Annotated in this window: 6 protein-coding genes; all 6 read left to right on the top strand. The window is 40.0% G+C overall.

The genetic code is table 11. The features are described from left to right. The first annotated feature begins 106 nt into the window (after positions 1-106). The 6 genes from BIV60_RS18345 to BIV60_RS18320 all read left to right on the top strand — a co-directional run bounded on the left by BIV60_RS18345 (position 107) and on the right by BIV60_RS18320 (position 9,266). Positions 107-2,353 carry an AAA domain-containing protein gene (locus BIV60_RS18345; protein WP_071357154.1) on the top strand — a complete coding sequence of 749 codons (2,247 nt, stop codon included), beginning with the start codon at positions 107-109 and terminating at the stop codon, positions 2,351-2,353. Between the two features lie 707 nt (positions 2,354-3,060). Continuing rightward, on the top strand, positions 3,061-4,425 hold the full coding sequence (locus BIV60_RS18340) for an NAD(P)-dependent oxidoreductase (RefSeq protein WP_071357153.1): 1,365 nt from the start codon (positions 3,061-3,063) through the stop codon (positions 4,423-4,425). Between the two features lie 45 nt (positions 4,426-4,470). Beyond that, positions 4,471-5,754: an NAD-dependent dihydropyrimidine dehydrogenase subunit PreA gene (gene preA / locus BIV60_RS18335; RefSeq protein ID WP_071357152.1), complete on the top strand. Its 1,284-nt coding sequence runs from the start codon at positions 4,471-4,473 to the stop codon at positions 5,752-5,754. A 12-nt stretch (positions 5,755-5,766) separates the two neighbouring features. Then, positions 5,767-7,182, top strand: a complete 1,416-nt coding sequence (gene hydA / locus BIV60_RS18330; RefSeq protein ID WP_071357151.1) for a dihydropyrimidinase — start codon at positions 5,767-5,769, stop codon at positions 7,180-7,182. A 119-nt stretch (positions 7,183-7,301) separates the two neighbouring features. Further along, positions 7,302-7,499, top strand: a complete 198-nt coding sequence (locus BIV60_RS18325; RefSeq protein WP_071357150.1) for a hypothetical protein — start codon at positions 7,302-7,304, stop codon at positions 7,497-7,499. Between the two features lie 153 nt (positions 7,500-7,652). Next, positions 7,653-9,266: a PucR family transcriptional regulator gene (locus tag BIV60_RS18320; RefSeq protein ID WP_071357149.1), complete on the top strand. Its 1,614-nt coding sequence runs from the start codon at positions 7,653-7,655 to the stop codon at positions 9,264-9,266. The last annotated feature ends 55 nt before the right edge of the window (positions 9,267-9,321 follow it).

The raw sequence follows: 9,321 nt of genomic DNA, 5'->3' as shown, positions 1-9,321 counted from the left end.
CGAAAAGATGCCACGAAGCATTTAGTTATACGGGACGATGAACTTTTACGAAAAACAACAATCTATGCGAAAATAGCTTTAGTTAAATATAAAAAGGATGTAAGCAATGAGTTCAACAACAACAGTTATAAAAGAATGGCAGCAGACACTCCAAAATGAAATCAACTATTTAAAAAAGTTCGGCAGTAATAAGCTGATTGTTTTAAATGGACGCATTTTAACCAATGACAGGGCTTTTAGCTATTATTTCGATACCTTAAACCCATTAAAAATTCCTGTTGGATCGTCGATTAGACTCGAATGGGGAGAATTAAAACAAAACGGAAGGATTTTATCATCAGAGGGAAGAGGAATCATAATAGCCTTGGAACAGTCATGGGGTGAAGTTATTTCAGAGGCTTTTTTATTTCATGATCCGTGGGAATTATTGGAACAGCTGATTCAACGTTTGGATCAAATCAAAAAAAGCAAACAAAAACGCCTTAGAGTAAAAAGGTTAATGGATCCTTCGATGCCTGCCAAGCATCCCGTCGATAAAATTAAAAGTAATGTTCATGAATTGGTTTTACGCTCCAAATATAATCCCGTTACCTTTGTCTGGGGTCCGCCTGGTACAGGGAAGACCTATACACTGGCGAGAGTGGCAGCGAATAAATATTTTCAGAAAAAAAGAGTCCTGATTCTTTCACACAGCAACCAGGCTGTAAACGTATTAATTAGCGAAATTTCAAGCTTTATTATTAAAATGAAGCGTTTCCGAGAAGGGGATGTCCTCCGCTATGGATTCCATTCTGGTGAAGGCATGGCGAATGGACATGCCCTGACCACCAGTCAGTTAATCGAAAAACAGGACCCTGGACTTGCAGAAAATAAAAATGGCTTAATGGAAGAACGGAAGATGTTGAAACAAGACTTGGCCCACTCATTCAGTAAAAGAGATACTGCTCAATTATTAGAGCTTGAAGCAAAGATTGCCAAGGTATTGGAAAAAATTCGTCAAAAAGAATTACAGTTTGTAAAGGATGCAATGATTGTTGGTACAACACTTGCAAAAGCGGCCAGTGATGCTGCGATATATGAAATGGACTTTGATGTCGTCATTTTGGACGAAGCGAGCATGGCCTATGTACCACAGGCTGCCTTTGCGGCAGCATTGGGAAAACACGTCATTATTTGCGGCGATTTTAAACAATTGCCCCCGATTGCCTCAAGCCGTGATTCTTTAGTAGAGAAATGGTTAAGGGAGGATGTGTTTCATCGCTCAGGTGTTGCTAATTTGGTAAACAATGGACAGCTGCATCCACATTTATTTTTATTAAAAGAACAAAGAAGAATGCATCCTGATATTTCTGCATTTACAAATCGGTTTATTTATCACTCGCTTGTTGGGGATCATGACAGTGTCCTGAAAAGCCGCAATCAAATTGTTGATCAAGCACCGTTCCCGCAAAAAGCATCTGTATTGATAGATGCCAGCTATGCAGGTGCTTACTGTATAACAGAACGGACTTCCAAATCCCGTATAAATTTATGGCAGCTATTTATATCCTTCCAGTTGATCCATGAATCCTATTTAGGCGGGGCTAAATCAATCGGCTATGTGACCCCATACCGTGCCCAGGCAAATATAATGGAGCTTCTATTAGATGATTTATATCAAACGGAACGGAGCTCAGCCGATATCATCGCAGCAACCGTTCATCGCTTTCAAGGGAGCGAAAGAGATGTGATGGTGTTTGATACGGTTGACAGCGGGCCGATGCAACGGGCAGGAATGCTATTAATCGGCAAAGATAGTGAACGGTTGATTAATGTAGCCATTACTAGAACAAAAGGGAAATTCATACATGTCAGTAATCAAGCGTTTATCCGCAAGCATGTTTATTCTGGTAAGACCTTAAGGCAATTGGTCGAATACCAGGTAAATCATGATCAAACGATTACCCAAAGGGAGATTGGGAAGTGGATTCAGCATCAACTTCCCAGGTTGCAGTGGGTGCATGCTTTAAAGCTGGAAAAAATTTTTAAGGATCTCGACAAGGCGAATTATTCCATTTTCATTTCGTTACCGAAACATACCGTTTTGCCTGAGCTTTGGCGGAAGAAATTAAACACCCGAAGTAAACACGTTCAATTGAAAATTTTATCTTCAAGGCGATGGACAGAGCTTTCCGCTGACGAATGGTTCATGAATGACCCGTCTTTCCCCTTCTTGATCATTGATGAAAGAATTTTATGGTTGGGAGTACCGATGGAAGCGGGAATCGACATTCGTCCACCTTTCGTTGCTGTCCGTCTCGATTCCAAAAATCTTGCGAATTATTTATTGGACCAATTTCAAGTTCAATTATAAATGTAAAATTATTTTTGTTTAGTCGTGTCTTTTATAGGAATGCTAATTTTGTTTCAATTGAATTTTTTCCAAAGGAGTTAACAGGCTGCAGTAAAACTTCAGCAAAACGAACCGTTACGGAAGCGGAATGGTAATGAAGGAAAATTAATAATGTTTTTAAAAAGTGACCTAAATAATTCTAGGCACTTTTTTACTTTCCAACAATATTCTGATACTGTCGAAACTTTTTTTAATTTATAGGGAAGATAAATTCATTAATTAGTAGTTTACTATTAATAGAAATGTGCAAAAATAAAGATTTTTTATTTCTTTAGCTTAAGTCTCCTATTAAAGAAAAAAATTTACATTCGAGTAATTTTTACAAAATTTTTAAATAGTTTATGTTAAATTGGGTAAGTATTCAAAAAAGCTAGACAAGAATTCCCCCTCACATTTTTGTTCACTTTTCATCCTGCCAGAATCAACAATATTACTATTTTCAATACGATCAGAAAATTCATTTTACATAATGGTTAATAATTAACTTACACTATTTTACAGTTTGTGTAATGCAATACTATTTTCCGGTCTGTAAAATAAGGATTAAGGTGCAGAATTTTCTGTAATGTTTTTAAAAGGAGGTTGATTTTTTCCGAAATCTATTAAAACGACAAATATAAAGCGCTTACATTTTACTAGAATCCTATTTATATAAGGAGGGTTTCTCATTGGCAAGTGAAAAGTTACAGCGTATTTCCTTAATCAATCTTGAAAAGAACTTTCAAGAGGTAGAACCGGCCCTGACGAATCGTGAGGCGGTCGAAGAGGCGAATCGATGCCTCTATTGTTATGATGCCCCGTGTATAAAGGCCTGTCCAACCGGGATTGATATCCCGACATTTATAAAAAAAATTGCCTCTGGAAATTTGCTTGGATCAGCAAAAACAATTATGTCCTCCAACCCTGTCGGCGCCAGCTGTGCAAGGGTATGTCCAACTGAAGAGCTTTGTGAGGGTGCATGCGTCCTTAACCACTCCACTAAGCCAATCATGATTGGAAACCTCCAAAGATATGCAACCGATTGGGCGATTCAAAATGAACAAACACTTTTTGAGCCTGGAGAATCTAACGGAAAAACAGTTGCCGTGATTGGCGGCGGCCCTGCAGGATTATCAGCTGCAAGAGAACTCGCCCGGTTTGGCTATGATGTAACGATTTTCGAAGCGGAAGAAAAAGCGGGCGGGTTGAACACCTTCGGGATTGTCTCCTTCCGTTTACCACAATCCATTTCCTTCTGGGAAGTCCATCAAGTTGAAAAATTAAATGTAAAAATTAAGACAAACACAATGGTGGGCAGAGACGTGTCCCCTGAATACTTAAACGAAAAATTCGATTTGATTGTTCTGGCAGCAGGGATGGCACATGTTCCGAACCTTGGGATTGAAGGGGAAGAAGTGGATGGTGTTCATGATGCAATCGAATTTGTAAAAGCAACAAAAAGCGGGCGGTTATCGAATGATTTTGTTGGAAAACGTGTGGTCGTTATTGGGGCCGGGAATACCGCCATCGATGGCGCTACTTGTTCCGTCCGTTTAGGTGCTGAAAATGTAAAAATTCTTTACCGGAGAACAGAAGAGGAAATGTCCGCTTATGACTTTGAATATGAGTTTGCCAAACAGGATGGAGTCGAGTTCCGCTGGCTGACGGCACCAAAACGAATCCTTGGAGAAAACGGCAGGGTAACCGGTATTGAGTGCATAAAAATGGAGCTTGGCGAACCGGAAAAGGACGGCCGCCGCAGTCCAATTCCAATTGAAGGCTCTGAATATGTCCTGCCGGTTGATGCGGTAGTAAAAGCCATTGGACAAACAAGGCATCTGCCTTTAATAGAAGCACTTGGATTGGAACATAAAGGCGGAGTTGTGCAGGTTAATCCGGAAACTTTCCAAACATCAAATCCGAAAATTTTTGCCTGCGGTGATATTGTGTTCGGTAAAGGAAAAGGTGATGCAATGGTGGTTACCGCGGCCCAGCAAGGAAAACGGTCTGCCTATGCCATTCATAAGCAATTGACTGCTGTCGGTACAGTTTAATCGTTTATAGATTTATATTTTGGAAAATAGAAGGGAGTAAAAAGGATGGCAGATTTACGAATTAATCTTGCGGGGATTAAGTCTCCAAATCCGTTCTGGCTTGCTTCGGCACCTCCTACAAATTCCGGCTACCAGGTACAGCGGGCATTTGAGGCCGGTTGGGGAGGAGCTGTTTGGAAAACTTTGGGTGACCCGATTTTGAACGTGTCTTCAAGATTTGCAGCTGTCAGCTTTAACGGACAAAGGGTGGCCGGGTTTAATAATATTGAATTGATTACCGACAGGCCACTGGTTGTCAATTTAAAGGAAATCTATGAAACGAAAAAACGCTTCCCGAATCATGCGATCATTGCTTCCTTAATGGTCGAGCCGAAACAGGAAAAATGGCATGAAATTGTTAAGCGTGTAGAGGATGTCGGGGTTGACGGTCTGGAATTAAACTTCGGGTGTCCGCACGGGATGGCAGAGCGCGGCATGGGTTCTGCTTCAGGGCAGGTGCCGGCCCTTGTCGAACGTCAAACCTTCTGGGTGAAAGAAGTGGCGAAAACACCGGTCATTGTTAAACTGACTCCCAATATTACGGATATTACCGCTACAGCAGAAGCGGCTGTTCAGGGTGGAGCAGATGCCATCAGTATGATCAATACTATCAATAGTTTGGCCGGGGTCGATTTGGACACGTGGAATACGATACCGCATGTTGCCGGTAAGGGTGCCCATGGAGGCTATTGCGGCCCTGCGGTTAAACCAATTGCCCTTAACATGGTAGCTGAATGTGCCCGCCGTACAAGAATAAATGTGCCTATTTCTGGAATCGGCGGAATCTCGAATTGGAAGGATGCGGTCGAATTCTTACTGATGGGTGCAACAGGTGTACAAGTATGTACCGCTGCCATGCATCACGGCTTCCGAATTGTTGAGGACATGATTGAAGGTTTAAGTAACTATTTAGACCAAAAGGGAATTGCTTCAGTCAGTGAAATTGTTGGAAAATCCGTTCCTAAATATTCGGATTGGGGTAATTTGGACCTTAACTACAATATTGTTGCCAGGATTAATTCAGATGTCTGTATCAATTGTAATAAGTGCCATATCGCCTGTGAAGATACGTCCCATCAATGCATTGATATGCTGACGGATGCAAATGGCAAAGGCTATTTGAAAGTGCGAGAAGAGGATTGTGTCGGATGTAATTTATGTTCAATTGTTTGCCCGGTTGATGGGGCAATCGACATGATTGAAGTTCCAAACGAACTGCCGTCAATGACATGGAATGAACGCCAAGCAGCACTAAATGCCGCTACGGAATGTAAAGTTGATATTAAATAGGGGGATATTCCAATGAAAAAATTAATAAAAAATGGAACAGTGGTCACCGCTTCTGATATCTTTCGAGCGGAAATTTTAATCGAAGATGGAAAGGTATCACAAATTGGTACGAATCTCCCAACACTTGGTGCTGAAGTTATTGATGCAAATGGATGTTATGTATTCCCTGGAGGAGTTGACCCGCATACCCACTTCGATATGCCTTTTGGAGGTACGGTTACAAAAGATGATTTTGAAACCGGTACAATTGGCGCGGCATTTGGCGGAACAACAACCGTGATTGATTTTTGTTTAACCGATAAAGGTGTGCCATTAAAAAATGCGATTCAAACCTGGCATGAAAAGGCAGGAGATAAGGCAGTCATTGATTATGGGTTTCACATAATGATCGGCGAAATTAATGATGATGTACTTTCCCAGCTTCCGCAAGTCATTAATGAAGAGGGAATTACCTCCTTTAAGGTATTTATGGCTTATAAAAATGTCTTGCAGGCAGATGATGAAACATTATACCGTACACTTGCCTTCGCAAAAGAGCATGGTGCTTTAGTAATGGTTCATGCCGAGAACGGCGATGTCATTGATTATTTAACGAAAAAAGCGCTCGCCGAAGGAAATACCGATCCGATTTACCATGCATTAACAAGACCGCAGGAATTGGAGGGGGAAGCAACAGGCCGTGCAGCAAAGCTTGCAGGACTGGCAAACTCGCAATTATATGTGGTACACGTGACATGTGCCGATGCAGTTGAGCAAATTGCTGAAGCACGAAAAAAAGGCTTTAATGTCTGGGGTGAGACTTGCCCACAATATTTGGTTCTTGACCAAAGCTATATAGAAAAGCCAAATTTTGAGGGCGCCAAATATGTTTGGTCACCGCCGCTCAGGGAAAAGTGGAATCAAGAAGTGCTTTGGAATGCATTGAAAAATGGAGAGCTACAGACACTTGGTTCTGATCAATGCTCGTTTGATTTTAAGGGACAAAAAGAATTGGGTCTTGGTGATTTCTCAAAAATTCCAAATGGTGGACCAATTGTTGAAGATCGACTATCCATTTTGTTCTCTGAGGGAGTTAAGAAGGGTAGAATCAGCTTAAATCAATTTGTTGAGCTCACCTCCACAAGGGCAGCAAAACTATTTGGCCTTTTCCCGAAAAAAGGGACGATTGCAGTCGGAGCAGATGCCGATATCGTCATATTTGATCCAAATGTTGAACGGGTCATTTCCGCAGAAACCCACCATTTGGCAGTTGATTATAATGCTTTTGAGGGTATGAAGGTTACAGGTGAACCTGTTTCTGTAATGGTTCGCGGAGAATTTGTCGTCCGCGATAAGCAGTTGGTTGCTAAACCAGGGTCAGGCCAATTTTTAAAAAGAGCGAAATACAATACACCTGTAAATCAAAACGAGTCTCTGCCAATTAACTAAAATAAATTTACGAATCTGTAATTGTTTGATCAAGCAATTGCAGATTCGATATTTTTTTGGAAGGAAACAATGGGCTTTTTGTAGAATGATAGAGTATAGCATTTAATCGGAGGGATATCATGTCAGAGCATCAGCAGTTTCTAGATGAACGAGATAAAATTGATTATCTTATTCAAAAAGGTTTTCGTATTCATCGAGTTAATGAACATTTAAATGGTGCATCCGTAGATTTTGTTCATCCTGAAGAAAACAAGACCGAAACACTTTTAATTGGTAATGCTAATGCGAGAAAGTATTTTTCAAGTTTGCTAATTTAACAAAATCAATGATGAAAAAAATAAATGAGGATTGGTTTTGACGCCAATCCTTTTTTATAATGAATGGCTCTGTTAAAGGTGCTTATTGAGAGTAATTCAATGGGAAATTTTAACACAGCCAATGGAATGAATACATAAAAAGGGGCCAGATACATGAAAGAAAATTTCCAGCTAAAGGTCTCAGATATTTTGCGGCGAAAACACTTCCAGAATGCTTTAGTGGTTGCAGGTGCAGAAGGGCTGCAACGAATTGTAAAATGGGTTCATGTTGTGGAAGTAAAAAGTATTCGAAACTTATTGAGCGGACAGGAACTTATATTATCAACTGGTGTTGCCTGGCAGGAAGACCACCTATTTTTCACCATGGTAGAACAATTAATTGAAAATAATGCAACTGGCCTTTGCATCGAGTTAGGAACTTATTTAACGGAAATTCCAACAAAAGTGATTGAAATCGCTAATCAGCATCATTTCCCCATCATTGCTTTTCAACAAGAAGTGCCATTTGTTGAGATTACACAGGATATCCACACCGTGATGATTAACCAACAATATCGGATGATTTCCGATTTAGAAAACTATTCACAAAGCCTGAACAAACGGCTTTTATCCATTGAAACATATGAGGATATCCTCCAATTTATTTTTTCTACCTTAGATGTTCAAATTATTTTCCGGTTAAGAAATCAGGAATATGATTTTGTTCCTGAAATCAATGGTGATGAACAAAAGACATTAATAAAAGAATTGGAAGGAGCAAAGACGCTTGCGAATCATCACTTTGCCTATGCTCCGATTCACTTATTTGGGCAGGAATATGCCGAGCTATATCTTTTTTCGCCCGAACTTCCAATCAGTGAATTCGATTTACTGATATTAGATCGTACCGCAACAGCTTTGGCACAGCATTTATTAAGGGATTTGTATGTGGAGGAGAAAAAGCGTGTCGAAGAATTTGAATGGCTCCAAGGGTGGCTGGACGGAGAACATTCAGAGGAAGGGATTAACGAATATTTACTTGAACAAAGCATAAGACCGAAAACAAGCGACGCGGTGGCTTTAATTGCAAAAGTTTCAGCCGTGAAGGAAAAATCCAGTCAAGATGTAACCTATTTAAAGCTTTTATTCCGCTCTGTTTTCGAACAAAATGGGTTTGCCGTTTTCTCTGTTGAAAAACGGAATACCTTGGTGTTTATTTTGTTAAATAATCGAACGAAAAAGAACTTAAAAGAACGAATCAAAAAGGCAATTGAGTCCATCTATGAATCGGAGTTTATGAAAAAACAGGGCAATTCCAAAATGTTCATTGGAACCGGTAAGTTTGTCGAATCTCTTAGTGAACTACATAAAAGTTATTTTACTGCAAAGGAAACAGTAAGAATTCATCAGGAAATGACCAATAAGCAACTCTACACCTTTTATGAGGATTTACATTTATATCGACTTATTTCGCAAATCAACAAACATATTGATTTACAGGAACTTGTCATAGAATATTTACAGCCCGTTATACACTATGACCAAAAATACAATGGTAAGCTGCTAGAAACTTTGAAAGCCTATTTAGAATGTAACGGGTCGAAACAGGAAACTTCAAACAAGCTTTTTATCGTAAGGCAGACCCTTTATCATCGTCTCCAAAAGCTTGAAAACTTGTTGGGTGCGGATTTCATGGATCATGAAAAACGTGTCGCGATTGAATTTATGATTCTCGTAAAAGATTATTTAGCCCCATCAGGGCAGCAAAAAGAATATAAGGCCCGTTAGACTTCTATGTTCGAATATTTTTTAGAAGAGTGTTCACAATGTTGAAAAATTAATG

Origin of the sequence: Bacillus sp. MUM 116 (assembly GCF_001866655.1) — a bacterium.
Lineage (GTDB): Bacteria > Bacillota > Bacilli > Bacillales > Cytobacillaceae > Neobacillus.
The sequence above is the reverse complement of the archived record's forward strand: the minus strand, read 5'-3'. Positions and strand labels throughout refer to the sequence as shown.